At 40.3% G+C, this 24,267-nt stretch carries 29 protein-coding genes; 21 read left to right on the forward strand and 8 right to left on the reverse strand.

Features of this window, described 5'->3' with window-relative positions:
- The first annotated feature begins 12 nt into the window (after positions 1-12).
- The 3 genes from leuC (at position 13) to CWB77_RS04360 (ending at position 2,746) form a co-directional block, all read left to right on the forward strand.
- Entirely contained in the window at positions 13-1,413 is a 1,401-nt protein-coding gene (leuC, locus tag CWB77_RS04350; protein WP_138621521.1) for a 3-isopropylmalate dehydratase large subunit, read from the forward strand.
- Positions 1,413-2,012, forward strand: a complete 600-nt coding sequence (leuD, locus tag CWB77_RS04355; protein ID WP_055012750.1) for a 3-isopropylmalate dehydratase small subunit — start codon at positions 1,413-1,415, stop codon at positions 2,010-2,012. Before leuC ends, leuD begins: the two co-directional genes overlap by 1 nt.
- 137 nt (positions 2,013-2,149) lie before the next feature.
- Entirely contained in the window at positions 2,150-2,746 is a 597-nt protein-coding gene (locus tag CWB77_RS04360) for a hypothetical protein (protein WP_138594016.1), read from the forward strand.
- 65 nt (positions 2,747-2,811) lie between these two features.
- Here the strand turns inward: CWB77_RS04360 and CWB77_RS04365 are convergent, their stop codons facing one another.
- The gene (locus CWB77_RS04365) at positions 2,812-3,192 is read right to left on the reverse strand and encodes a hypothetical protein (protein WP_010392359.1); all 381 of its coding nucleotides are present in this window, start codon (positions 3,190-3,192) and stop codon (positions 2,812-2,814) included.
- 95 nt (positions 3,193-3,287) lie between these two features.
- On the opposite strand from CWB77_RS04365, the gene CWB77_RS04370 reads away from it, so the two are divergent.
- On the forward strand, positions 3,288-3,731 hold the full coding sequence (locus CWB77_RS04370; protein WP_036980539.1) for a tellurite resistance TerB family protein: 444 nt from the start codon (positions 3,288-3,290) through the stop codon (positions 3,729-3,731).
- Positions 3,732-3,738: 7 nt separating this feature from the next.
- Here CWB77_RS04370 and CWB77_RS04375 read toward each other — a convergent pair whose 3' ends face one another.
- Positions 3,739-4,305 carry an NADPH-dependent FMN reductase gene (locus tag CWB77_RS04375; RefSeq protein ID WP_054202817.1) on the reverse strand — a complete coding sequence of 189 codons (567 nt, stop codon included), beginning with the start codon at positions 4,303-4,305 and terminating at the stop codon, positions 3,739-3,741.
- 117 nt (positions 4,306-4,422) lie between these two features.
- Between CWB77_RS04375 and CWB77_RS04380 the strand changes: the two genes are divergently transcribed.
- A complete protein-coding gene (locus tag CWB77_RS04380; protein ID WP_010392364.1) occupies positions 4,423-5,319 on the forward strand; it encodes a LysR family transcriptional regulator in 897 nt (298 codons plus the stop codon).
- 5 nt (positions 5,320-5,324) lie between these two features.
- On the opposite strand, the gene norR is transcribed toward CWB77_RS04380, so the two are convergent.
- Positions 5,325-6,890: a nitric oxide reductase transcriptional regulator NorR gene (gene norR, locus CWB77_RS04385; RefSeq protein WP_171043251.1), complete on the reverse strand. Its 1,566-nt coding sequence runs from the start codon at positions 6,888-6,890 to the stop codon at positions 5,325-5,327.
- Between the two features lie 159 nt (positions 6,891-7,049).
- Between norR and CWB77_RS18480 the strand changes: the two genes are divergently transcribed.
- The 3 genes from CWB77_RS18480 to hmpA are packed head-to-tail and all read left to right on the forward strand — an operon-like array spanning position 7,050 to position 9,753.
- Positions 7,050-7,319: a hypothetical protein gene (locus CWB77_RS18480; RefSeq protein WP_249931422.1), complete on the forward strand. Its 270-nt coding sequence runs from the start codon at positions 7,050-7,052 to the stop codon at positions 7,317-7,319.
- Positions 7,319-8,551: an NnrS family protein gene (locus tag CWB77_RS04395; RefSeq protein ID WP_138621527.1), complete on the forward strand. Its 1,233-nt coding sequence runs from the start codon at positions 7,319-7,321 to the stop codon at positions 8,549-8,551. Before CWB77_RS18480 ends, CWB77_RS04395 begins: the two co-directional genes overlap by 1 nt.
- 20 nt (positions 8,552-8,571) lie before the next feature.
- Positions 8,572-9,753, forward strand: coding sequence for an NO-inducible flavohemoprotein (hmpA, locus tag CWB77_RS04400; RefSeq protein ID WP_138621529.1), 1,182 nt, complete (start codon positions 8,572-8,574; stop codon positions 9,751-9,753).
- Positions 9,754-9,761: 8 nt separating this feature from the next.
- Here the strand turns inward: hmpA and CWB77_RS04405 are convergent, their stop codons facing one another.
- Complete coding sequence (locus CWB77_RS04405; RefSeq protein WP_138621531.1) at positions 9,762-10,415, reverse strand: endonuclease; 654 nt, start codon at positions 10,413-10,415, stop codon at positions 9,762-9,764.
- 91 nt (positions 10,416-10,506) lie between these two features.
- Positions 10,507-11,217, reverse strand: a complete 711-nt coding sequence (locus CWB77_RS04410) for a hypothetical protein (protein ID WP_138621533.1) — start codon at positions 11,215-11,217, stop codon at positions 10,507-10,509.
- Positions 11,218-11,413: 196 nt separating this feature from the next.
- Here CWB77_RS04410 and CWB77_RS04415 point away from each other — a divergent pair, with 196 nt between their 5' ends.
- Positions 11,414-11,794: a hypothetical protein gene (locus tag CWB77_RS04415; RefSeq protein WP_008114170.1), complete on the forward strand. Its 381-nt coding sequence runs from the start codon at positions 11,414-11,416 to the stop codon at positions 11,792-11,794.
- A 1-nt stretch (position 11,795) separates the two neighbouring features.
- On the opposite strand, the gene CWB77_RS04420 is transcribed toward CWB77_RS04415, so the two are convergent.
- Positions 11,796-12,239: a PaaI family thioesterase gene (locus CWB77_RS04420; RefSeq protein WP_008114168.1), complete on the reverse strand. Its 444-nt coding sequence runs from the start codon at positions 12,237-12,239 to the stop codon at positions 11,796-11,798.
- 150 nt (positions 12,240-12,389) lie between these two features.
- The gene (locus CWB77_RS04425) at positions 12,390-13,880 is read right to left on the reverse strand and encodes a M12 family metallo-peptidase (protein WP_138621535.1); all 1,491 of its coding nucleotides are present in this window, start codon (positions 13,878-13,880) and stop codon (positions 12,390-12,392) included.
- A gap of 305 nt (positions 13,881-14,185) precedes the next feature.
- On the opposite strand from CWB77_RS04425, the gene lexA reads away from it, so the two are divergent.
- The 5 genes from lexA (at position 14,186) to CWB77_RS04450 (ending at position 19,454) form a co-directional block, all read left to right on the forward strand.
- The gene (lexA, locus tag CWB77_RS04430; protein WP_010392379.1) at positions 14,186-14,803 is read left to right on the forward strand and encodes a transcriptional repressor LexA; all 618 of its coding nucleotides are present in this window, start codon (positions 14,186-14,188) and stop codon (positions 14,801-14,803) included.
- A gap of 475 nt (positions 14,804-15,278) precedes the next feature.
- Entirely contained in the window at positions 15,279-16,421 is a 1,143-nt protein-coding gene (gene coxB, locus CWB77_RS04435) for a cytochrome c oxidase subunit II (protein ID WP_054202822.1), read from the forward strand.
- Complete coding sequence (ctaD, locus tag CWB77_RS04440; RefSeq protein WP_010392382.1) at positions 16,421-18,013, forward strand: cytochrome c oxidase subunit I; 1,593 nt, start codon at positions 16,421-16,423, stop codon at positions 18,011-18,013. Before coxB ends, ctaD begins: the two co-directional genes overlap by 1 nt.
- Positions 18,013-18,543, forward strand: coding sequence for a cytochrome c oxidase assembly protein (locus CWB77_RS04445; RefSeq protein ID WP_010392384.1), 531 nt, complete (start codon positions 18,013-18,015; stop codon positions 18,541-18,543). The genes ctaD and CWB77_RS04445 overlap by 1 nt, the downstream gene beginning before the upstream one ends.
- Positions 18,544-18,578: 35 nt before the next feature.
- Positions 18,579-19,454, forward strand: a complete 876-nt coding sequence (locus CWB77_RS04450) for a cytochrome c oxidase subunit 3 (RefSeq protein ID WP_010392387.1) — start codon at positions 18,579-18,581, stop codon at positions 19,452-19,454.
- Here CWB77_RS04450 and CWB77_RS18780 read toward each other — a convergent pair.
- Positions 19,354-19,725 (reverse strand): DUF2909 domain-containing protein, encoded by a 372-nt coding sequence (locus tag CWB77_RS18780; RefSeq protein WP_308200203.1) that lies wholly within the window; start codon positions 19,723-19,725, stop codon positions 19,354-19,356. The genes CWB77_RS04450 and CWB77_RS18780 overlap by 101 nt on opposite strands.
- On the opposite strand from CWB77_RS18780, the gene CWB77_RS04460 reads away from it, so the two are divergent.
- The 7 genes from CWB77_RS04460 (at position 19,679) to CWB77_RS04490 (ending at position 24,267) form a co-directional block, all read left to right on the forward strand.
- On the forward strand, positions 19,679-20,419 hold the full coding sequence (locus tag CWB77_RS04460; RefSeq protein ID WP_138621537.1) for an SURF1 family protein: 741 nt from the start codon (positions 19,679-19,681) through the stop codon (positions 20,417-20,419). The two genes, CWB77_RS18780 and CWB77_RS04460, sit on opposite strands and share 47 nt — an antisense overlap.
- Positions 20,409-20,903 carry a redox-active disulfide-containing membrane protein gene (locus CWB77_RS04465; protein WP_054202823.1) on the forward strand — a complete coding sequence of 165 codons (495 nt, stop codon included), beginning with the start codon at positions 20,409-20,411 and terminating at the stop codon, positions 20,901-20,903. The genes CWB77_RS04460 and CWB77_RS04465 overlap by 11 nt, the downstream gene beginning before the upstream one ends.
- A 12-nt stretch (positions 20,904-20,915) precedes the next feature.
- Positions 20,916-21,905, forward strand: a complete 990-nt coding sequence (locus CWB77_RS04470; RefSeq protein WP_054202824.1) for a COX15/CtaA family protein — start codon at positions 20,916-20,918, stop codon at positions 21,903-21,905.
- 12 nt (positions 21,906-21,917) lie between these two features.
- Complete coding sequence (gene cyoE, locus CWB77_RS04475; protein WP_010392393.1) at positions 21,918-22,847, forward strand: heme o synthase; 930 nt, start codon at positions 21,918-21,920, stop codon at positions 22,845-22,847.
- Positions 22,844-23,461 carry an SCO family protein gene (locus CWB77_RS04480; RefSeq protein WP_055012740.1) on the forward strand — a complete coding sequence of 206 codons (618 nt, stop codon included), beginning with the start codon at positions 22,844-22,846 and terminating at the stop codon, positions 23,459-23,461. The genes cyoE and CWB77_RS04480 overlap by 4 nt, the downstream gene beginning before the upstream one ends.
- Positions 23,462-23,623: 162 nt before the next feature.
- Complete coding sequence (locus tag CWB77_RS04485) at positions 23,624-23,896, forward strand: STAS domain-containing protein (RefSeq protein ID WP_008465590.1); 273 nt, start codon at positions 23,624-23,626, stop codon at positions 23,894-23,896.
- A gap of 8 nt (positions 23,897-23,904) precedes the next feature.
- Positions 23,905-24,267, forward strand: a complete 363-nt coding sequence (locus CWB77_RS04490; RefSeq protein ID WP_008115349.1) for a response regulator — start codon at positions 23,905-23,907, stop codon at positions 24,265-24,267.

Genomic DNA, 24,267 nt, shown 5'->3' on the forward strand with positions numbered 1-24,267 from the left:
GGGAGTTAGCAAGTGGCTCAAACTTTATACAATAAAATTTGGCAAGCACACACGGTTGCCAGCATCAACGAGCAAACCGATTTACTTTATATTGACCGTCATTTAGTACACGAAGTGACGTCGCCACAAGCATTTGCAGGTTTACGTGAAAAAAATCGTAAAGTGCGCTGTCCAGAAAAAACCATTGCGACCATGGATCATAATGTTTCAACTAAAAGCCGTTCATTAGATGCAGCCAGCGAAGTCTCTAAAAATCAACTAATGGCACTGGATGCAAACTGTAAAGAATTTGGTATTTTGCTGTACGACCTAAATTCAGTAAATCAAGGTATAGTACATGTGATTGGCCCAGAGCAAGGGATCACTTTGCCAGGCACCACCATAGTATGCGGCGATAGTCATACCTCAACCCACGGCGCGTTTGGAGCGCTTGCCCATGGTATTGGAACCTCAGAAGTTGAGCACGTATTAGCTACGCAAACGCTACAGCAAAAAAAGGCTAAGTCGTTAAAAATTCAAATTAACGGTGTGTTACGCCCAACAGTAACTGCTAAAGATTTAATTATGGCGGTTATAGGTAAACTAGGCACTGCTGGTGGTACGGGTTATGTGGCTGAATTTTGTGGCGAAGGCATAGAGGCGCTTTCGATGGAAGCGCGCATGACGTTGTGTAACATGAGTATTGAAATGGGTGCCAAGGCAGGTTTAATTGCCCCAGATAAAATCACTTACGAGTACTTAAAAGGGCGTCCATTTGCACCAAAAGGCGCTGATTTTGACGCCGCTGTTGCCTACTGGGAAACCTTAAAAACTGATGATGGCGCAACCTTTGACTTAGAGGTAGAGCTAGATGCTGCTAATATTCAACCACAAATCACCTGGGGGACTAACCCAGAGCAAGTGATTGGCGTTGACGAATGTATTCCAGATCCAGACAAAGAAACTGATTTAATTAAAGCTGATGCCATTCGTAGTGCACTTAAATACATGGGTTTAAAAGCGGGCGATAAGTTATCTACTGCCAAAGTAGACACAGTATTTATTGGCTCATGCACCAACAGCCGCATTGAAGATTTACGCGCCGCTGCAAAAATTGTTGAAGGCAAGCAAGTGGTTGCAGGTATTGAAGCATTAATTGTTCCTGGCTCAGGTTTGGTTAAACAACAAGCAGAAGATGAAGGCCTTGCCGACATATTTAAAGCTGCAGGATTTGAATGGCGTGAGCCGGGTTGTTCTATGTGTTTAGCAATGAATGACGATCGCTTAGGTGCAGGTAAGCGCTGTGCATCTACATCTAACCGTAACTTTGAAGGACGCCAAGGTCGAGGTGGGCGTACACACTTAGTGAGCCCAGCAATGGCGGCAGCGGCAGCAATACATGGCCACTTTGTTGATATTAGAGGAGAAGCCTAATGAGCATTTATTTTAGTGGCTTAATGGCCCCACTTGATAAAAACAATGTCGATACCGACCAAATTATTCCAAAGCAGTTTTTAACTTCAACCAGCCGTGATGGTTTTGATGCTGCGCTATTTTACGATTGGCGTTATTTAGATAATGGCGAGGCAAACCCTGATTTTATTTTGAACCGTCCTTGCTATCAAGGCGCGCAAATACTACTAACCCGCGATAATTTTGGTTGTGGTTCATCACGTGAGCACGCACCATGGGCGCTTAAACAATATGGTTTTGAAGTGATTTTGGCTGAAAGCTTTGCTGATATTTTCTTTAATAACTGTGGTAATAACCAAATGCTTGCTATTGCATTGCCAGCGCAAATATTAGAAGACTTATTTGTGTTAAGTGAGCAGCATGACGATATTCACATTGATGTGGATTTAGAAAACCAGCAATTGCGCAGCAATAAATTTGCGCCAATCAGCTTTGATATTCGCAAAGACGTGAAAGAGCGTTTATTAAGTGGCTTAGACTTTATCGGTGTAACCGAGACCCTGAACCCACAAATTGATGCATTTGAAGCAAAACTTGCTGCTGAGCGTCCTTGGCAGTGAATAGTTTAAAAGATACTAGATAGTAAAACGCGGCATAAGCCGCGTTTTTTATTGCTGTCAGATGCTGTTCATCGTGATTATTGTCTTTGTGTTTGTTTAAACGCTAAGCTAATTTTTTACATGTTTAGGGATACATTATGAAATTATTAACAGCTGCAGCACTAATGCTTGCATCAACCGCTGCAATAGCACGCCCTGCACCTTTAGTATCAATTCCAAGCCATGATGGCTTTTTTGATAATATTGTTGCCCATTGTGGTAAAGCTTTTGAAGGTAAAGTAACGGTTGATAATGCCACAGGGCCGAGTTCATTTGCCGATAAAAAATTAGTTATGCATGTGCGTAAGTGTAATGAACGTGAGCTACAAGTGCCGTTTCATGTGGGTGATGACGCCTCACGTACGTGGATCATCACAAAAACAGGCAGTGGGTTGAGCCTAAAACACGATCACCGCCATAAAGATGGTACTGATGATGTATCAACTATGTATGGTGGCCATACGCTTGATGCGGGTTTTACTAACATGCAGTCATTCCCTGCTGATCAGTATTCAAAAGAGTTATTTGTTAGCCAAGGCATACCACAATCGGTTGGCAATACATGGCAAATGTATATTTACCCTGAAAAGTTCACTTACCGACTCATTCGCCAAGGTCGCGAATTCCGCGTTGACTTTGATTTAACTAAGCCTATCACACCACCGGCTGCACCATGGGGGTATGGTGTTAACTAATCTTTTTATATTAAAACCACTGGCTGTTTTAACGCTCAGTGGTTTTATGGAAGCATAACGAGGTGTTATTTCTTTGAGGTTTTTTCTGCAGGCATTTCACACTGCACAAATACACTCAGTGGTGGCTGATAAGCGCGTGGTTTAGTTGGAAAGCGCTCATACTCTTGCACGCCTTCAGTTACTTTTAACATGAAAGGGTTATCGCGACATAAACGGTTTGCGTGGCGCAATAAAAACACACTTTGGTTTCTAAAATGTGGATAGTCATCAGACTGTATTTCTAAGTGGTAATTGTTAGTGTCTATTTGAGTTTGCTTGTAATGCACCTTTTCATCAAAGTCATAGAGTCGCTGCATTTCAGTTTGTTCTGCCGACACATTCGAACACGCTGTTAAAAATACCCAGCTAATACTTCCATATATATAATGATTTGCTTTTCTGCTCATAAACCTTTAACTCCATCTTGATTTTGGGTAGTGTGATCAGCATATCTATTACACCCGTTATGATATAAGTCTAACACCCAAAAAGGGGAAATGTGATGTTCAAGCAAATTAAACAGCTTTTTTCGAGTATTGATCAGCAAGATTATGATATTGAACAACATGATTTAAAAACAGCGGTTGCCGCGTTATTAATTGAGGTAATGCGAGCGGATAACGATTTACAGGCAGATGAGCAGCATACGCTAAGTCTGACATTAAAAAAGTATTTTGATTTAACTGATGAAGCAGTCGATGAGCTAACTGAGCAGGCAAGTTCGAGCTTAGATGACGCCATTGATTATTTTCAATTTTCAAAGCAAATTAATAATCAATGCAGTGCAAAGCAGCGCATTGAAATAGTTGAACTACTCTGGCGATTAGCATACTCAGATGGTGAACTTGATCCACAAGAAGAATACGTTATTCGTCGTGTTGCAAACCTATTGTACGTTACCCATGAAGACTTTATTGCTGCAAAGCTTGCAGCAACAAAGTTGTAGCGAATGTTTATTTTAGTTTACTTGCTACGCTAACCAACTGCTGCGCAAGGCCGGCTACTTTTTCAGCGGTAGCAGGGTCGTTAATACGGCCGTTTTCGTCTAACAAAGTATGAATAGCCGGTACAGCTAATTGATTGGCTAATACTAAACTGCCAATGCCAGATAAAATATCACGCACGTGATTTAAGCCACGTAAGCCGCCAAGTCCACCTGGTGATGCTGCATATAATGCGGTTACTTTATTTGCAAATGCAGGCTCTGCGCCTTGTTCGGTGCGCGATGCCCAATCAATGGCATTTTTTAACACCGCGGTAATAGAACCATTATATTCTGGGCTGGCCAGTAAAATACCATCGGCTGTGCGCAGTTTGTCCTTTAATTGTTGTACGCCGGCTGGTGTGCCTTGTGCTTCTAAATCTTCATCAAACATTGGTATGGCTAAGTCTGCAAGTTTAATCACTTCCACTTCAGCGCCACTTTCTAGTGCAAAACGTGCAGCTTCATTAATAAGTTTTTGATGGAAGCTGTCTTTACGTAAGCTACCTGCTAGGGCAATAATTTTTGGTGTAGTCATGAGTTGATCCTGATGCTGATTATCTATAGGTATGACTTTAACAAATAATTACTTGCAGAAAAGCCAAATAAACGCAAAACTTGTGTGCATATATGCACAGCTTGAAGAGTGGTTACCATGGCAATTCAATTTGATGATTGGCAAGATCTTAAGGTTGCTTTTGAGGTGGCGCGGTTAGGTACTTTAACTGCAGCAGCCGAAGCGCTAGATGTTCATCACAGTACGGTGCTCAGACGAATTAATAACTTAGAAAAAAGCTTAAATGCGCGATTATTCCACCGCCATGCTCGTGGCTACAAAGTAACAGAGATTGGCGCTAAGTTATTTACCACAGCACAAGCAATTAACGGTGAGCTAGAGCGTTTACACAGTGACATAATTGCAGCAGATAGTACCTTACAAGGTAGTTTGTTACTCACCACTGTGAGTGGTTTTATAGATGTATTAAGTGAGGTATGCGAGCAGTTTCAAACCTTGCATCCGCAAGTGCAATTACAAGTGATTATGGATCAAAAGCGTTTGCGTTTAGACCATGGCCAAGCACATATCGCTGTAAGAGCAGGCCCTAGACCGGATGAAGGTGATTATATTGCGCAGCACTTGGCGGCACTCTCGTCAGGATTTTATGCCTCAAAACATTACATTAGTCGTTATGGCTTGCCACAAACGTTAGCACAACTCTCGGTGCATAATTTTGTATCGGGTGTGGCTGGGTATAATGGCAAAGTGCCATATTTTTCGTGGGTTGATGAAAATATTCCCTCGTCGCAAGTTAAACTTAGAGTATCAGAAACCTCAGAGGCTACTCGCGCCATCGTTAAGGGGCTAGGGATTGGCGGATTACAACATGATGTTGCAGCGCAATACTCTGATTTAGTGCCTGTATTACCTAACGAACTTAGTTGGCCTACTGACTTATGGTTAGTGACGCATCATTTAGTGCATCGTACTGCGAAAGTGCAAGCGTTTAGTCAGTTATTAAAAACCTATTTTAAGCAGCGTAAATTAAGTTAAAAAAGCTACAACGATTTTTTTATAGAAATACCCAAGCGCTTGGCTAGCCGTGTTAAGTTAGCGCGGTCGACCTGTAAACTACGCGCTGTGCTTGCCCAGTTATAATTATGTTGTTTAAGTTGCTGTATAATAAGCTGCTGAGTGTAAGTATCGGTGGCTTGTTTTAACGAAATGTTGTTTGTTAAAGGTGTGGTTGCAAGCTGGTTTGAGTGTTCAAGAGCTAAGGTGTTAACAGCGCTTAAATTTAGCTCGCAATGCTCTGGCTCAATAGTAATAATTGGTTGCTGCCACTGATGCTGTTTAGCTTTTAATGCGGCGCGATTAATAACATGTTCCAGCTCTCTTACATTGCCAGGCCAGTCATATTTTTTTAGCAGTAATTGCGTTTCAATGCTGAGTTTTAGCTGTTTAATCGCAAGCTTACGAGCTGTTTTTTCCAAAAAATAACCGGCTAATAAAATAACATCTTCATCACGGGCTTTTAACGGCGCCACGCTTAACGGGTACACACTTAGGCGATGATATAAGTCGGCGCGAAATCGCCCCTGTTCTACTTCGTGTTTCAAATCACGGTTAGTGGCTGCAATCACTCTAACATCAACATATTTAAGTTCATCTTCACCAACGGTTTGTACTTCGCCACTTTGCAGTACCCGTAATAATTTACTTTGCATTGCCAGTGGTAGCTCGCCTATTTCATCCAAAAATAAGGTACCGCCATCGGCTAATTGAAACTTACCTTGGCGAGCATTTTGTGCCCCCGTAAAGGCGCCTTTTGCATGGCCAAAAAATTCACTTTCGGCGAGGTTTTCAGGCAGTGATGCACAATTTAAATGGATCAATGGCTGATCTTTGCGTGCTGAATGCAAGTGAATATTACGCGCCACCAACTCTTTGCCGACCCCAGTATCACCTAAAATTAATACACTAAAATTAGAGGCTGCAACCAGCTTTATTTCGTTTTTAAGGGTTTGTATTACTGGGCTTTGGCCAATAATTTCACCACCATCACGCTTGAGCGCCTCACGGTTTAACTCTTGTACTAATTCACTTGAGTGCTGGGCATGTTGTTTGTAATGAGCAAGCTCTAGGGCTGTTTTAAAGTGCGCACTGCACAAGGTTTGTAAGGTATTAAGCGTATCAGCGGTAATGCCGTCAAACGCATCAGCGTTTAGGCTATCAAAGGTCAAAATACCAAGCAGCGAATCTTTATCATAAAGCGGTAACCCTAAGCAGGCATGCACTGGAATATCACCCGTTTTAGCTAGTAGTAAGCCGTCATATGGGTCTGGGAGCGGGCAGTCATGTGCAAATTGCAGTGCCAAGCGGTGATTACAAATAGCATCAAGGCGAGGATGCTCTGCAATGTTAAAGCGCCTACCTAAGCTATCAGGCATTAAACCTTTAATCGCTAAAGGCTTTAATTGCTCGCCTTGGCGAATTAACAAGGCGCTAGCATCACTTGGAATAACACGTTCAACTGTGGCTAAGAGCTGCTCAAAACTGTGGGCATGTAAGGTGCTTTGTGCAAGCTCCAAGGCAACTTGAGTCAGATTGAGTTGTTGGTTCATGTCAAAATGACCTGTTAGTGTATTTAATTGGTTTTTATAGTAGGTCATAAAGACTCTTTTTGTAAAGTGAAATTAAATAACGCGTTGAATTTAAGGGTTTTATTTAATTGGCATGGTCTGTGTAATAACAAAATAACGAAAGCAGTTATTGGAGTTGTTATGAGCAGTATTTTTTTAGAGCAGGTTAATTATTCAGTGAAGTCTAATTCTCTGTATTACCGTGTGCTATCTCATGCAAATAAGATGCTATGTATTAGCGTATTGGGGGTGTTGATTACGCTGCTAATAAGTTATCCCTATGCAGGCTACTTTTCTATACCGGTACAAATTTTTGCACACATTAGCACGATTGTTCTCGCGGCTATTATCAAAGTGAGTTACGTACTGCGCTGTGTGGCACAGCATGGGCTGGGACAGGAGGTGCGCTAATGAAGCCCATAAACTTAGCCGAACCTATGCCAGCGCAGGTCGCATTTCATCAAGTATCACAATGGTCATTATGGATGTTGGCATTTAGACCCTTTTTTTTAGCTGGTGGATCACTAGCGTGTTTATCTGTGGGTTATTGGTTACTTATTTTAAGTGGCGATGCACAGTGGTATTTAGTTATGCCTGCTAATTTGTGGCATGCACATGAAATGTTATTTGGTTTTGCGGGCGTGGTTGTGGCTGGCTTTTTACTTACTGCAGCACAAACATGGACCGGTGTTGCAAGTATTAACGGTAAACCATTGATGTGGCTTAGCCTAATATGGCTTAGTGCACGGCTTAGTTTTTTTGTAGTTGTGCCTAGCATTGCTCAGTTTAATGTTTATGCGGTACTGATTTTACAAGTTGTTTGGTGGCTCTCGGTAATCATAGTGTTAGCCAGCATGTTGATAAAAGCGAGCAGTAAACGCAACTACTTGTTTTTATTTATTCTTTCATTTTTATGTACGCTCAATATGTTGTATTTAATACTAGTGCTAAAAAACCAAACGCAGTTAGCGCTTGCAATGGTTGATACCGCAGTACTGGTTATAAGCTTGTTGGTGGGGGTTGTAGCTGGGCGTGTATTACCCTTTTTTACTGTCAAAGGGCTGGGCTTATCTAAGCAGGTACGCACACCAAACATAGATAAAGCTATTTTATACTTATCGGTATTGGCGATAGCATTATTTTTTATTAGTAAATTATTTTTCACTGTAATTAACCCTGCACTAGTTGTGATGAGTGCAGCGTTTTTGCATTTAGTTCGCGGTGTTTGCTGGTGGAACAAGCAAGTCCTAAAAGTCCCATTATTATGGTCGTTACACTTTGCGTATTTAGCTTTAGGTATAGGTTTAATGTTAGTGGCAATCAGTTTTTATAGCAGTGCAATACTGTTTAAAGACGCTCTGCATTTTATCACTATTGGTGGTATCGGCATGATGATTTTAGCCATGATGACACGGGTATCACTAGGACATACCGGTCGCTCACTTAGTATTCCTGGTTTTATGAATCTTGCATTTGCATTGGTGTTTAGTGCCGCAATTATTCGTGCTTTTCTCCCGTCTTTTATTGGGCCACACCTAGCTTGGCAGATCAGTGCTGTGCTTTGGTTACTGGCCTTTTTATTATTTTTAATTCACTGCACTCCTATATTAACGCGGCGTCGTGTTGATGGGCGTCGTGGTTAGTTCACCCATAGGAAACCAAAATGTTATCTGAAAAAACTATTGAGATTGTAAAAAGTACAGCTCCATTACTTGCAGAAGCGGGCACAGCCGTCACCGATCATTTTTATAAGCGCATGTTTAGCCATAACCCGGAACTTAAACATATTTTTAATATGACTAACCAAGAAACGGGTCGTCAGCAATTTGCATTATTTAATGCCTTGGCTGCGTATGCGCAAAATATTGATAATTTAGCCGTGTTAAAAGAGGCATTAGCAAGAATTAACCATAAGCATACCAGCTTGAATATTTTACCCGAGCACTACCCTATTGTAGGGGCGCATTTGATCGGCACACTTAAAGAGCTTATTCCTGAACAGTTTACAGCTGATGTTGAATACGCATGGCGAGAAGCTTATAACCTACTGGCTGATATTTGTATTACCGAAGAAGCAGCGTTGTATGCACACAGTAAAAATAACCACGGTGGCTGGGTAGGCACACGGAAGTTTGAAATTACTCATAAACATGTTGAGTCTGAATTTGTAACCAGCTTTATCCTCACGCCTGTAGACGGCAAAGCTGTTATTTCCCATAAGCCAGGACAATATCTTGGCATTAAAGTTAAGCCTGAGGGGGCAGAATATGAAGAGATCCGCCAGTATTCTATTTCGCAAAAGAGCAATGCTAAAAACTATCGTATTAGCGTTAAAAAAGAGTGCCAACCACAGCCTGGCGTGGTGTCTAACTATTTACACTCACTAGAGCAGGGCGCACTAGTAGAGCTATACCCACCAGCAGGTGACTTCTTTTTGAAAGACGCAACAAGCCCCGTTGTGCTTATTTCTGCAGGTGTTGGCCAAACCCCAATGATGGCTATGCTGCAAACGCTATTGAGCGACAATACTAATCAAGCGATTAGTTACTTACACGCGTGTGAAAATAGCTTGGAGTATTCATTTAAAGACTACCTAGCTCAGCAAACGGCTATGCATCCACAACTAAAAACCTTAACCTGGTTTAATCAAGGTGGTGGGGGATGTGATTACACAGGTCTTATGGATTTATCTGTGCTTGAGGCATCACTGCCTATTAGCGAAGGGGCATTTTATTTGTGTGGACCAGCTTCATTTATGGCTTATGTAAAAGACCAACTACTTGACTTAGGTGTACAGAGCTCGAATATTCATTACGAAATATTTGGACCACACCAAGCATTATAAACATAAGTTTACAGCTTTTTACTGTCGGTGTTTGCGGCATAAGCTTGTTGTTGCCACGCATTAAACAGCTTTTGTTGTTTATTTGATATTTTTAAACCATAAGTTTTTTGCATGTAAGCGTATGCATCGGCAATACGTTTACGTGCATAAACCGGAGGCTCTATAACGCGTTGTTTAAAATTAACCTTAACCTCACAGCGACCATATTGATTAGCATTTTGGGCTAACATGCCAAAGCGATAGTTTGAACGATCAGCGTTAATTTCACCGATTGCGGGAGCTAAATTGTTAATATCAGCTTCCATCATGCGAAACTTTGCACTTACTTTACGGCAATTTTTACGTCCACCATCTTGCCAGCATTGTAACTGATGACCGAACTCCCAAGCGGGTACGATATGTTCCCACTCTATTCGCAGAGCGCGTTGGTTCACGTTACCTGAGCGGGTAAATGTGTTGCGTGGCACATAACCACAATGGGTTGCATCGGGTACTAACTTTTTGCCTTTACGTTTTATGTCGCAACCACAATAGATACTTTTTGCATCCGTTGGTAAGGTTTTAATTAAGTGTTTTTTAGCACTGGAAAAACGAGTAAATTGCTCAGCATTAAGATTAAAGCTGACAACGCAAAGCAATAACGCAAAAATAAAATGCGGCATATCCTATCACTTTAGTGAACTACAGGAGCCGCGATTTTAAAGAGAATAACCTAAATGGTAAATCAGTTTTCTGTACAACCTGCTTAAAAACTCAGGATAGCTTACGTTTTCTTGTTCTTAATCGGATGTTTTGCAGTAATAAAATAAAACCAGTAAAACTAAAAAACACACTGCTGGCAGCAAAGCTAATGAGTAACGGGTTGTTAAAATCCTCGCGCTCATCGTAATCCATAATGTGTAACATCCAAAAGAAGTCAAACACTCGCCAAATATTACTGCGAACTGTAATGAACTTGCCGTTATCAGCATTAAAATATAAGCTGGTGCTAAGCATATCGTTAAAATTAACTTGCCAAATATTTTCTTTAAACCCGGCTTCTCTAAAACTGGTTGCCAGCTTTTTTGTGCTTATAACGTTTGCATTAATTAAAAGGTGAGCGTGGGCATTAGTGATTATTTGTGCCTTGCTTGGTGCTGAAAGTGGGTCGCCAGTTGTACCATTAAAACTATAGGTTTTACTCGCTGTAGTTACTGTAATTACTGGGGTATTTAAAAAGTGACTATAATTAATTTGCTGGGGTTGTGGTGTATTCGCAATAATTTTATCAAGTGAGGCTGTGTAATCGGCTTGGCTGAAAGGGTTTTCTAGTTGGCGGTTTGCAAGGTGTTTACCGTGTACTTTTTCAAGTGGCATGGCGCTCATAAATAAACCGCCAAGCAGCCATGCAAAAATTTGTATTACCAAAAAGTAGCCTAGCCATTTATGCAGCTTACGGGCTGTTTTAAAAATGCGTTTGTTCATTCGCTTTCTCATTATTATTATTTTTTGCAAGGCACCTAATGGAGCTAGCTACCATTAGGTTAATAGCTGTATTAACCGTTACTTTAATACTTGCAGCTTAATAAAGGAATTAAATAAATTATAAGCTGTTGATTTGGTATAAATGCAAAATTAGGTTAAAGTTTGCGGTGAAATTTAAGTGGGGTAACACAACTGTATGTCGGAAATTCAATTTTTAAATGTAGATCTAGAGCTCGAGTCAAAGCAAGATATTAGCGTATTAGTTGCTGATTTAAAAAAGGTCGCAACCATTTTACATTATGATAAAGACGAATACCGCCAACTGGCACGCATCGAAGTAGCTGGTGAAATAACCACACCTGATAAAGCAATTAATCACTTATGTGAACTAATTGAGTCGTGTTCACGCAATGCATTAAAGCAATGGTTAAGTTGTTCTCGTAGAACCTTTGATATGGGGTTTGAGTCGGGTACGTCGCCAAAATGTTTTAATCAGGCCTTGCATGCAGATACCTTGTTACGCATATCTGCAATTGGCGCAGGCATAGAAGTTACTATTTACCCTCTGGAAAAGTAATTTAACCTTTTCGTTCGACTACGGCTGCGGTCATTCTTGATACGCAGCAAAGCTCATTGCGACTATTGGTTATTTTAATATCCCAAACTGAGCTGCGTTTACCAATATGATAAGCCCTTGCGGTAGCCGTTAATGTGCCGTTGCGTGACGCTTTTAAGTGGCTTGCGCTGATCTCTTGCCCAACACAATAAAATCGACTGAAATCAACTACAAAGTTAGCGGCATAACTTGCTACGGTTTCAGCAAGGACTACATTGGCACCACCATGCACTATACCCATAGGGTTATGATGCTCTGGAATTGCCGGCATAGTGGCGACTAAGTAGTCATCTCCAATTTCACTGATTTCAATTCCCATGGTCTTCATGAGCGTGCCTTGGCCAGTGATCCCTTGATCTAATTGCTTACAAAACTCTAATGTAATTGGTTGGTGCCAAATGCTCATACTCGCTCCTAAAAGAATGTTTAAAAATATAAAATTGAGCTCATATTAAGGTGAAATTTAAATCTTGTCGTGAGTGATAGCAAATAAAATTTTTTTAGCTTAATTTAAGCAGGTAGCCATACTACGACGCCTGCTTATGTAGCTTGCTTATTATTGGTAACTAGCGACCAGTTCTACATTATTATAAGCATCAAAGCCTTTGAGCATGACAGAGTAATTTCCACTGCGAGTATCACTGCAGCTCTCATTATTGCCATTTCTATATGGGCGACAATCAAAATTATTTGTGGATGCCGTTTCGTTAAATTTTACATATATATCAGCATCACCACTACCACCTGATGTTCTAAAAGTAACTTGTGTTGCTTCACTTGGTACTGCAAATGTAAATAATTTTTCGCTATTCTTTGCGCCATTAACCATAATTGCTTGGTTATTTTGGAGTACATTGTCACCAGGAATTGGGGGGGTTGAAGATCTAAAGTTTGCAATAATAGGGTTAGTTAAGTTTAACACTCTGGCATTGTCATGTTCTGCCGAAGTCCCCATTACATCTCCATTGTATGATTTATTAGGGTTCGACCAGTAATTAATACGTGTACAATTACCTGGACAATTATATGCCATCACTGAACGCCATTGTGATTGAGGCTGTTGGTAACCATGTCCAAATGAATAAGGAGTTGTTGAAGGATCGTTTTCTGGATTATGGCGAGCGCCTTGTAAGTGCCCAATCTCATGACCAAAGGAATAGTAGCCCGTTGCACAATTATAATCGACCATAGCAAAAGCGCTTTGAGCATTAGCGCCAATAGCTTTGGCCTGGCCACAGTAACCATTGACATCATTTACTAATATAACTACATCTGCACCGAATTGATCGCGTAATGTATGTGCTTCATCCATATAACCATCGTTCTTAGCTGCTAAACGATTTAAATCAGTACTTGAGTTTGCAGCTTCAGTATAATTAATTTGGCTCATGTGGGCTATGCTAACAACTGCGTTGACGCCTGAGTTTTGATAACCTTGGTTGGTTTCAACAACCGCAAGATCAATTAAGCTATTTATATCCCCTGATTTTTGAGCTGCTGCTGGGGTATATAAAACTAATAAACTAATATTACTTTGCGTTTCGTTAGCCATTACCGATTGAGTGTTTTGAGCTGTTAAAATTTGTTCACTCATAAACTCCAGGTGATTAGACTGTTTATAGTCGGGAGCATGTTCAGCTGGCTGCTTTTGGGGATCTAATTCAATGAAATTATGACCAGAGTGCTTATTTGGTTGTAATTTATATATCTGTTCACCTACTTTTACAGTACCCGAAATGCCTTTTGCAGATTTAATAAGTGTTATTTCGTCATCTTCTAAACTTTTACCAATCCAAATTAAGCTTCCCGTTGCTGACAAACTTGTTGAACTTTTTATAAATTCAATGTCGTTACCTTTAACAGGTAAAAGAAAGGTATTTGTGCTATTTGTGAGCTCAAAAAGAGGCTGGCCAAACTGTAATTGATTACTTGTTTGTGTGGCCACGCTTTGTGACTCATTAATATATTGCACTTCAAAAAGCGGAACTTGAGCTTGTGTATAGCCGCTGAATAGGAGCCCGATAAATAAGGGTGAGTATTTTTTCATTTCATAGTCCTTTTTGGTTTGTTTTGTCCACATAAAGTGTACACGCCAATATTTTTATTTCAATTAATTAACATTGCCAGCTATTAAAATTAACTATTGTTGTAAATTTTAAGATACATTTTTTATTTTTACTGTTGATTGGTTGCTTTAATCAGTGCAAAAATAATTTTTAGTAGTTATGAGCGGGTTATATCCTTAATGCGATAAGCTAATTATTATCAGTGGAACTAACTTAATTTATATTTGCGATCTTAAAATAACTGTATATACTCACAGTTAATTGTACTGTATGGAAAACCAGTTGTATGCGACCATTAACGAAACGCCAAGCGCAAATACTCGAACTTATCAAAGTGTTTATTAAAGACACTGGTATGCCTCCTACACGTGCCGAGATTGCACAAACACTGGGTTTTAAAAGTGCAAATGCTGCAGAAGAACATTTAAAAGCACTGGCTAAAAAAGGTGTGATTAAAATGAAGCCGGGCGCGAGTCGGGGTATTCAGCTTGTTGAAGAAGAAGAGCCAGAGCAACTGGGCTTACCTTTAATTGGTCGAGTTGCTGCGGGTGAGCCAATATTGGCGCAACAGCATGTAGAAAGCCACTGTAAAATTGACCCTTTAATGTTTAAACCTGCGGCCGATTTTTTACTGCGTGTTAACGGCATGAGTATGAAAGATATTGGCATTATGGATGGCGACTTACTCGCTGTACATAAAACTCAAGTAGCTGAAAATGGTCAGGTTGTTGTTGCTCGAGTGGATGATGATGTTACGGTTAAACGTCTAGAAAAAGCCGGCAGAAAAGTATTACTGCATGCTGAAAATGACGAGTTTTCAGCTATTGAAGTAGACTTGGAGAATGAATCTTTCAATATTGAAGGTTTAGCGGTGGGTGTTATTCGTAACGCTGATTGGATGTGATAGTTAAACATAACTTAGCGCTTAATATTGATTAGGCGCTGTTTTTACATGAATTATTTTTGTACGATATTGCTTGTGAATCGCTTTTTGTTATTTCAAAAAATCGCTAAATACTTTATAAATAAACAAATTTATTCTAATTGTTTTAAATCATAAAACTTTATTTTTTTTCCGCTGTTATTCAAGCTACCCCTTACCAACTCTGACTCTTAGATTAATTACCTCATTAGTTAATATTTTTTTGCTGCACTTTTTTAAGTAACCCCCTTGTTTATTTTTCATACTCACCTTGCTTATTGTTTATTTTTTAACTAGTTATTAAAGAGCTGGAATAAAAATAACTCACAGCCTTGTCGTTTTGAGCACACACATTTAGTAACTCCAGCACCCTTATAAAAAATAAAAATAACGAATGGGCGTTTAAGCCGTATGCCTCTTCGCTTTGCGTCAGCAATAGCATCAAAGGAGCCGTCACATGGGTAAGCTGAGTTCTTCCTTGTGGCTTATATTGTTAGTTTTTTCGCAAAATGTGCTTGCTAATAGCCAATATAATATGCGTAAAGGCGTAACTGATATAAGTAATAATGTATACCAACTGCACATGACCATATTTTTAATATGTTGTGTGATTGGGGTGATCGTGTTTGCCATTATGTTTTGGGCACTCATCCATCATCGCAAGTCTAAAGGGGCTGTCCCTGCCCAGTTTCATGAAAGTACCAAAGTAGAAATACTCTGGACTGCCATTCCTTTTGTCATCTTAATTGTTATGGCCATTCCTGCGACTAAAACGTTAATTGCCATGGAGGATGCCAGCAAAGCTGATATCACCATAAAAATTACTGGATCACAGTGGAAGTGGCATTACGAGTATATGGGGGAGGACGTTGAGTTTTATTCAATGTTAGCGACTCCTCAAAATGAAATAACGAATCTTGCCGATAAAAACCCGAATTATTTACTCGAAGTAGATAAGCCACTAGTGCTACCGATTAACCAAAAAGTTCGTTTTTTAATGACTTCAGATGATGTAATTCACTCATGGTGGGTACCTGATTTTGCAGTTAAAAAAGATGCAAACCCTGGGTTTATTAACGAAACATGGACCAATATTAATGAAGTAGGTACTTACCGCGGGCAGTGTGCAGAGCTGTGTGGTAAAGATCATGGCTTCATGCCTGTTGTGGTAGAAGCAAAAACAGAAGAAGACTTCAAAACGTGGTTGGCAGAAGCTAAACAAGCTAAACAAAAAGCGGCTGAAGCAGACGCTGCGTTATTAGATCAAGTGGTACCAAAAGAGGAGCTGATGGCTCTTGGTGAGCAAGTTTATATGGCGAGCTGTGCAGCGTGTCATCAACCTACAGGTTTAGGTTTGCCGGGTGTCTTTCCAGCACTTAAAGGCAGCCCAATAGTTATAGGTGATATCAAAGGTCATATCGATATCTTACTTCATGGTAAACCAGGTACAGCGATGCAGTCTTTCGCAAAGCAATTATCTATTAAGCAGATAGCAGCCGTTATTACTTATAAGCGTAACGCATGGGGTAATGACACCGGAGAGGTAATTCAACCAAGCGAAATACAAGCGGCACTGGATGCTGATGGGGAGGCTAAATAATGAGTAGCATTGCAGAACAACCTAATTCCAATGAGGCTCATCATGGCCATCAACCTGCAACAGGCTTTAAGCGCTGGTTATTTACAACCAACCATAAAGATATCGGAAGCTTATATTTAATTTTTTCTCTCACCATGTTTTTGATTGGTGGAGCAATGGCCATGGTTATTCGGGCTGAGTTATTTCAGCCGGGTTTACAATTGGTTGATCCTCACTTTTTTAATCAAATGACCACAGTGCACGGTTTAATCATGGTGTTTGGTGCAGTAATGCCTGCATTTACTGGATTGGCAAACTGGATGATTCCGTTAATGATTGGTGCGCCAGATATGGCATTACCGAGAATGAACAACTGGAGCTTCTGGATTTTACCATTTGCGTTTTTGATTTTGTTAGCGTCATTGTTTATGCCTGGTGGCGGTCCTGCATTTGGGTGGACCTTTTACGCTCCGCTTTCCACCACTTATAGTAACGACAACACAGCAATGTTTGTATTTGCGGTACATATAATGGGTATCAGTTCGATTATGGGTGCCATTAATGTGGTGGTCACCATAGTGAATATGCGTGCTCCGGGGATGACATGGATGAAACTGCCGTTATTTGTGTGGACATGGCTGATCACGGCTTTTTTACTTATTGCAGTAATGCCGGTACTTGCTGGTGCAGTTACTATGGTACTCACCGATAAATACTTTGCGACCAGCTTCTTTGACGCCGCTGGTGGTGGCGATCCGGTAATGTTCCAGCATATATTTTGGTTTTTTGGTCATCCTGAAGTTTATATTATGATTTTGCCTGCCTTTGGCATTATCTCTACGATTGTTCCTACTTTTTCACGTAAAAAACTATTTGGTTATGCCTCTATGGTGTACGCCACTTCCTCGATTGCCTTGTTGAGCTTTATTGTGTGGGCGCATCATATGTTTACCACAGGTATGCCCGTGGCGGGTGAGTTGTTTTTTATGTACGCGACTATGTTGATATCGGTACCTACCGGTGTAAAAGTATTTAACTGGGTAGCAACTATGTGGCGTGGCTCTATTAGCTTTGAAGTGCCCATGCTGTTTAGTATCGCATTTATTGTGCTGTTTACTTTAGGTGGCTTTTCGGGATTGATGTTGGCGATCACACCTGCTGATTTTCAATACCACGACACCTACTTTGTAGTTGCACACTTCCATTATGTGCTGGTGACGGGCGCGGTATTTTCTATTATGGCGGGGGCTTATTATTGGTTGCCAAAATGGACCGGAAATATGTTCAATATTACTTTGGCAAAATGGCATTTTTGGTTGTCCTTGGTAAGTGTAAATGTGCTGTTTTTCCCAATGCATTTTGTGGGGTTAGCTGGTATGCCACGTCGAATTCCAGATTATGCACTGCAGTTTGCTGACTTTAACGCCATTATTAGTATAGGTGGGTTTGCCTTTGGTTTATCGCAATTACTGTTCGTTGTTGTTGTGTATAAATGTGCAAAAGGGGGAGATAAAGTGCCTGCAAAAGTTTGGGATGGGGCAGAAGGGCTTGAATGGGAAGTTGATTCACCAGCGCCATATCATACGTTCTCAACGCCGCCGGACATTAAATAATGACTCACTTGCCGTTATTAAAAAAGCTGGTGGTTATTTGCATTGCAATGTTTGCTTTTGCATTTGCCATGGTACCTATATATGACGTGTTTTGCGATATAACCGGGCTTAATGGTAAGCCCTCGTTAGAGCAAGCACAGCAAAGTACCTTGGTTACTGAAAATAGAGAAGTTAGCGTTAGTTTTACCACCCATGCCCAAAGTGGTGCGCCTTTTGAGGTTAAATCTAAAGAATACAGTGTAGATGTAAAACCAGGGGCCATGCGTGAGGTTATGTTTAGCGCTAAAAACAATAGTAATGAAGACAAAGTGATGCAAGCGATACCTTCGGTAGCGCCGGGTAAAGCGGCTAAGTATTTACACAAAATAGCGTGTTTTTGCTTTGACCAGCAACCTTTGAAGGCTGGCGAGGAGCTAGAGTTTAAATTACTTTTTTATGTTGATACTGAGTTACCCAGTGATGTGGAGGAGTTAACTCTGTCTTATACCGTATTTGATATTAGCGAGAAGTTAGTAGCCAGTAATAACTAGCTTATAAAACTAGTGAAAAACTAGGAGCAAATGAAATGAATCAAAAATATGAACATTATTATGTACCTGATCAAAGCCCATGGCCAATAGTTGGCGCGGTGGCGCTATTTTTTATTGCGGTAGGGGCAGCCTTAACAGTTATGGATATGGGTAAAGAGGGAGGCAGTGGTGTTTACTTACTGTATGTGGGTATTGCCGTATTGCTTTATATGCTGTTTAGCTGGTTTAAAAATGTGATTGAAGAGTCGCATCAAGGTTTATATTCTGCACAAATGGATCGCTCATTTAGACAAGGTATGAGCTGGTTTATTTTTTCAGAAGTCATGTTTTTTATGGCCTTTTTTGGGGCCCTTTTTTATGCCCGCATGTTTTCTGTGCCTTGGCTTGGAGGCGCCGATAACAACGCCATGACTAACGAAGTGTTATGGCCTACTTTTGAGGCTGTGTGGCCATTGTTAAATACCCCTGGGGGCACCTCTACTCAAGCAATGGGTTGGCAAGGGTTACCACTGATAAATACCCTTATTTTATTGGCTTCGTCGGTAACTCTGCATTTTGCCCATGTAGCGATGGAAAATAACAAACGTACTCCACTTAAGGTGTTTTTAGGCGTAACTATTTTGCTGGGAGTATGCTTTTTAGGGCTCCAAGTAGAAGAATATATTTATGCTTATAATGACCTTAATTTAACCCTTGATGCGGGAATTTACGGTAATACCTTCTTTCTGCTAACCGGTTTTCACGGTATGCATGTCACCTTAGGTACCATTATTTTATTAATCGTTTTCCTACGGATTTTAAAAGGCCACTTTACAAAAAATAAGCACTTCGCGTTTCAAGCTGCGGCGTGGTACTGGCATTTTGTTGATGTTGTTTGGCTATGTTTGTTTGTTTTTGTATATGTACTGTAGTGGGCAAAGGTGATTGATTTGCCGTAATTAAACCGAGCTTTAGTGCGGCAATTACCATCACTAATACCACAACAGAAAATAACACTCGACGCCCTAAAAAGTGAGACATGGGGCGTCCATTGGTTTTTCCCGACACCATAATAAATAAAGCACGAAATAAATTAAACAATATAAATAATAACAGTAGAACAATAATAATTTTAATAATCACTGGATTTACCCTTATGCAGTTAGTTGTATTTAACAAACAAAAGCTTAGCTCAATAATCACAGTTTGCCTGGTTGTTATTGTGGTATTAGTTTGTGTGCGTTTAGGGTTTTGGCAATTACAGCGCGCAGATCAAAAGCAACAGCAGCTTAATGCCATTGAAAATATTCAGCAGCAAGGGATTATGAGCTGGTCACAGTTGCAACAACTGCCAAAAGAGTGGAATAAAACCGGGGTATTAGTTTCGTTGAGTGGTTATTTTGATACCAATAATTATTGGCTGCTCGATAACCAAATTTATAATGGTCAGGTTGGTTACGACTTACTGGCATTATTAAAGTTACCTGATGATTCGCGCTTTTTATTAGTTAATTTAGGCTGGGTAAAAGCTGGCAGTTCAAGAGAAGTCCTACCAAACGTGACAATACCTAGTGGTAAATTTACGTTAACGGCACAAATTAAAGAAGATAACTTAAGTGGCTTTACCTTAGCTAATAGCAATACTCAGTCAGATTTAGCTAAACGAATTCAAATCATTGATCTGCAATCACTCAGTAGCCAATCCCAGCGACCTTTAGTGGATTTTATGGCCTATCGCCAAGGCGACGAAGATGAGATTGCGGCCCCCCATTATGAAGCTGTTGTGATGAGTCCAGAAAAACATTATGCCTACTCAGTACAGTGGTTTTTAATTGCGATTGCCTGTGTGGTAGTTGCTATTTTTGCAAGCAAGAAGAGGATAGATAATGAAAAATAAACCCCTGTTGCTCTTTGTTGTATGCTGCGCTATCCCTTTAGTGCTGGCTTACAGCGCGTTAAAACTTGATTGGCTACCTACAGCAATTACTAATCATGGTGAGTTTTTAGAACGTGAAATTAAGCTAGACAATTGGCAGCAGCATAATCCAAAACAATGGACTATTGCTTTAAATTATTCAGCACAATGCGAAGAGCCTTGCTCGGAGCAGCTCGCTGCTTTAGATAATTTATATGTTGCCCTTGGCAAAAATCAACACAAAGTAGATATGGCGATAATGGGGAAACCCAAAGCTGCGAAGCCGCATTGGCATATGATTGCTGAACAACAGCAATTAAAACCCGCGAGTTTATATTTAATCGACCATATGGGACTGATTGTGCTGGAATATCCATTTAATCCTCAACCACAAGAAAACCGTTTGATACAAAAGGGATTATTGAAAGATCTAAAAAAATTACTTAATTACTCTCGTTCAAGCTAAGTAGAGGCTGCTATGTATAAAAACTATAAAAATTTGGTATTAGCAACGAGTTTATTCGCATTAGTTGTGGTAGCTCTAGGCGCATATACGCGGTTAAGTGACGCAGGACTTGGTTGCCCCGATTGGCCTGGTTGTTATGGCTTTTTAACCGTACCAAAACATGAAGCTGAGATTGCGCATGCGATTCAAAGCTACCCCGATATGATATTTGAAACAGCAAAGGCATGGAAAGAAATGATTCATCGCTATTTTGCTGGCACGCTCGGAGTATTAATTTTAGTGTTGTTTATTTTGGCTTTTGTAAAACGCCAGTATCCAACTACGCCTGTAAAATTACCGATGCTACTGCTTTTGCTTGTTATTTTTCAGGCCGCGCTAGGTATGTGGACGGTGACTATGAACCTGCAGCCGCTAATTGTGATGGGGCATTTACTCGGAGGGTTTAGCATTTTGGCGTTATTAACGTTGTTGTACTTAAGGCTGACCAGTCAGCCTATTACGGGTGGGGACGCAGGTGCAAAACCTCACTTTAAACTAAGCTTGGTGGCGCTCACGGTACTTATTTTACAAATCGCTCTAGGTGGCTGGTTAGCGGCTAATTATGCCGCGCCACATTGTAATGGTTTGCCGCTATGTAGCTATGCTCAGCCGTTTTCGCTCAGTAGTGTTTTTCAGTTACCGTTAGAGCACAGTAATTATGAGTTTGGCGTGTTATCACAACAAGCGCGTATGTCTATTCATTTACTGCATCGTATGTGGGCATTGGTCACTTGTATTGTGTTGGCACTCGTTATGTGGCGAATATACAGCCATGCCTATTCACAAAAAATCAAAAGCTGCACAGTGAGTGTGTTGGTAGCGTTATTTTGCCAGATAGCGTTGGGGTTAGCTGTAGTATATTTTCACTTTCCGATCAGTGTTGCGCTGGCGCATAACTTAATGGCTGCCATACTGTTATTAACTATGGTTAGGTTATGTTATTACCTAAAAGTCCGTACCTAAAGGGGAATCGTTATGGCACTTACAATTAACAAAAAAGCAATGCAGCCCGTTTATAGCCCATCGTTATTGACTAAAAGTTATCATTTAATCCAAGATTATTTAGCAATCAGTAAATTTAAAGTGGTGGCTATGTTGGTGTTAACGGCATGGGTGGGCTTGGCTCTCGCCCCTGACGTTGGTAGAGGCATTGGGGTTCAGTTCATAAGTTTATTAGGGATTGGTTTACTCTCTGCGGCAGCTGCCGTTATCAATCATGTGGTTGATAGTGAAATTGATAGTAAAATGGCACGTACACGCCACCGCCCAGTCGCCAAAGGACGCTTAAGTAAATTACACGCATTGAGTTTTGCTGCTGTTATTGGCGTGGCAGGGTTTATTATGTTGATGTTGTGGGCAAATACACTCACTGCCATACTTACCTTATTTGCACTTGTTGGTTACGCATTTATTTATACGTCGTTTTTAAAACGCGCCACGCCACAAAATATAGTGATTGGTGGTTTGGCTGGCGCCATGCCACCTTTACTTGGTTGGGTGTCTGAAACCAATCAAATGGCAGCCGCTCCTTGGTTGTTGGTTATGATTATATTCACATGGACTCCTCCGCACTTTTGGGCGTTAGCAATCGCGCGTAAAAGTGATTACGAACGCGCTAAAATCCCTATGTTACCTGTCACCCATGGTATTGATTTTTGTAAAACCTGTGTGCTCGCGTACTCAGTGCTATTAGCCATTGTGTGCGTATTACCCTATTTGATAGGTATGTCGGGACTTATTTATTTAAGTGGGGCCTGTATCCTTAATATACTCTTTATATACAAAGCAATTAACTTAAAATTTGCCGCCAAAGAAGACACCGCAATGGATTTATTTCGTTTTTCGATTGTTCATTTAATGATACTCTTTGTTATCTTATTTATAGATAAATGGCTAGTTATATGAAGCAGTTATGGTGTGGGTTAATTGTTTTTTCGGTGCTTTTTTTATCGGCATGTGATGATAAAAAAAGTTTACAAGATCTTGATGCATTAGTGTACGAAACTGCAAAACCGTTATCTGATTTCTCGCTAAATGATCAACAGGGGGAGTTAGTAACCAAAAAGCAGTTTTTAGAACAATGGAACTTAGTGTTTTTAGGCTACACAAGCTGCCCTGACATTTGTCCAATGACGCTTGCTAAGCTCAACAATGTCTATAAAAACTTACAAGCTGACTATCCACTGCAGGTGTGGTTTATATCTGTTGACCCTAAACGAGATATTGCTCAAAAGCGTAAAGAGTACATAGATTATTTTAACCCTAAATTTTTAGCTGTATCTGGGGAGCATAAAGACTTATTTCCATTTGTACGAGAGCTGGGATTAATTTATGCAATTAGTGATAGTGATGAATCTGACTATGCGGTGGATCATAGTGCATCGGTTGCACTTGTTGATGGTAGTGGCGCCCTGAGAGCTATTTTTAAGCCCGAATTTAAACAAGGAGATGTGCCGTTGGTGAATACTACAAAATTAACAGCGGAATTTATTGAAATAGCAGATTACTACAAAAACTAGTTTTTAATGGTTTAACAATTTTTAAGGGGCTTTGTGCCCCTTTTTACGTTTTTTAACAGCTGTTTTTAATTAATTAGTTATTTTTTAGTCGTTTTTATGGCGTTTTCTTTATCTCGGTCTAAGCTTTTGTTATGGATTGAGTTGATAAGGAAAAGCTTAAAAATGCTTAAACTACCAAATGAGCTTTCAATTGTTCAGGTTGACGTTTTACATCAAGATTTATTAAGCGAGCTTAATAATAGCCGAGATATTTGTCTGGATATTAGCGATGTCATGTCTGCTGATACCGCCTCGGTTCAACTCCTTTGTGCCCTACAAAAACACCTTCTTACTATCAATCAAAAAATTGCCTGGGTTGGCAGCAGTGACGCATTAAAAAATGCCATTGAACAACTCGGTTTAAGTGAATATTTAGCTTCAGAAAGTACTAACTAGAGGTTTATATGAAAAGAATTTTAGCTGTCGATGATTCTGCATCAATGCGCCAAATGGTGAGCTTTACGTTAAAAACAGCAGGGTTTGATGTTACCGAAGCCAAAGATGGCAGCGAGGCATTAGCCATTGCCAAGCAACAAGGTTTTGATGCAGTTATTTCTGATGTAAACATGCCAATTATGGATGGGATCACACTTATTAGAGAGCTAAGAGGGCTACCAGATTACAAGTTTACACCGCTGCTTATGCTTACTACGGAGTCGGGGATGGATAAAAAAGTAGAAGGTAAAGCTGCTGGGGCAACAGGATGGATTGTAAAACCTTTTAATCCAGATCAGCTATTAGCCGTGCTAAAAAAAGTAATCCGTTAA

Origin of the sequence: Pseudoalteromonas sp. S1610 (assembly GCF_005887465.1) — a bacterium.
Taxonomy (GTDB): Bacteria; Pseudomonadota; Gammaproteobacteria; order Enterobacterales; family Alteromonadaceae; genus Pseudoalteromonas; species Pseudoalteromonas undina.